The sequence below is a fragment of the Vibrio sp. M260118 genome, from assembly GCF_036533755.1.
In the GTDB taxonomy this organism is placed as follows: Bacteria; Pseudomonadota; Gammaproteobacteria; order Enterobacterales; family Vibrionaceae; genus Vibrio.
Genome location: NZ_JATABG010000557.1, coordinates 1 through 1,567 on the forward strand (window position 1 = coordinate 1; position 1,567 = coordinate 1,567).

Consider the following 1,567-nt stretch of genomic DNA (forward strand, 5'->3'; position numbering starts at 1 on the left):
ATTTGAGAACCGACATCACCGGGCCAAAAATCTCGTTCTGCACATGAGGCATGTGATCTTCACAGTCAACAAATACTGTTGGCGCAACAAAGTTTCCAGCGTCTAACCCGCGTTCCAGAACTTGGTAGCCTCCTGTCAATAGAGTGGCTCCACTCGCTTTAGCGGTTTGTATTGCGCTAAGCACTTTACCGAGGTGTTCTTGTGAAATTAGTGCACCAATTTGAGTCTCGATATTCATTGGATCACCAACGACAAGTTTCTCTGTGCGCGCTTTTAACTGGGCAATAAACTCATCATGGATAGACTCGTGCACGAACACGCGCGTACCATGCGTACACACTTCGCCTTGAGTGTAGAAATTTGCCACCATGGCAGCTGAAACAGCGTCATCAATATTCGCATCTTCAAACACCACCAAGGGCGATTTGCCACCTAACTCCATGGTGACTTGTTTGAGAGTCTTTGCACTGTCTGCCATTACGGCTTTACCAGTGCCAGACTCTCCCGTGAATGATACCTTCGCGATGTCTGGGTGAGCCGTGAGCATTTGGCCAACTCGGTAGTCTCCTTGTAACACATTGAATACACCGTTAGGTAAACCTGCCTCAGCAAAGATTTCCGCCAGTTTAACCGCTGATAGAGGCGTCTCTTCTGACGGTTTAAAGATCATAGCGTTACCCGCAGCGAGTGCCGGTGCCGACTTCCACATTGCAATCTGAATTGGGTAGTTCCACGCACCAATGCCGGCGCAAATCCCTAATGGCTCACGGCGAGTATAGAAAAACTGAGTTTCATTTAATGGCTGCTGCTCACCTTGCATCGCAGGGGCTAAACCAGCGAAATACTCGATAACATCGGCACCCGTCTCAATGTCTACTGCGACAGCTTCTTGAAGGGGTTTGCCCGTATCGGCAACCTCGAGCGCTGCCAGTTCGTCATTTCGTTCTCGCAATAGAGCAACGGCTTTGAGTAGTATTCGGCTACGCTCGGTTGGTGACATTGCGGCCCAAACTTTGAATCCTCTCTTAGCCGCAGCAATGGCTCGTGCTAGGTCTTGATCACTCGCTTGCCCTACCTCAGCTATAACTTGTCCATTGGCTGGATTAACCGTTGCGAAGGTCTCGTTTGACGTTGCTTTACAAGCTTCTCCGTCGATAAATTGTGCTTTGATTTCCATATAAGGTTCTGACTTTTATGATTATTTTTTGGAGTAAAATGTAAGTTGTTTGTCTAGGTAGTCATTGATGATCAGCGTAGCTTTCTCAGCATCAATGCCGTGTGGGTTGAGCGTTCCACGCAGCCAGATACCGTCAACAAGTGCCGCGATACCATGAGCAATTATTTCCACCTGCTCTTTATCAAACAACGCTTTGAGTTCAATTCTTAGGTGAGACAATAAGCGCTTTTCATTGACCCTTTGGAGTCGCTTTAGTTGGGCGTCATGGGCAGAATATGACCAAAAAGCCAACCAGGTTTTTGCCACTTTGTTCTCTGCCTGATAACCCACGAAGTTACCTTCGATGATGGCATTAATACGTTGCACGTGAGCATCTTGGGGCAATTGCCT

2 protein-coding genes are annotated in these 1,567 nt (G+C 47.8%); both read right to left on the reverse strand.

All coding sequences use genetic code 11. From position 1 onward, the window contains the following. Positions 1–1,177: betaine-aldehyde dehydrogenase (gene betB / locus QTO00_RS19525; RefSeq protein ID WP_331426225.1), on the reverse strand; the 1,177-nt coding region annotated here is incomplete at its 3' end. A gap of 21 nt (positions 1,178–1,198) precedes the next feature. Beyond that, the coding region (gene betI, locus QTO00_RS19530; RefSeq protein ID WP_331426226.1) for a transcriptional regulator BetI at positions 1,199–1,567 on the reverse strand (369 nt) is incomplete at its 5' end.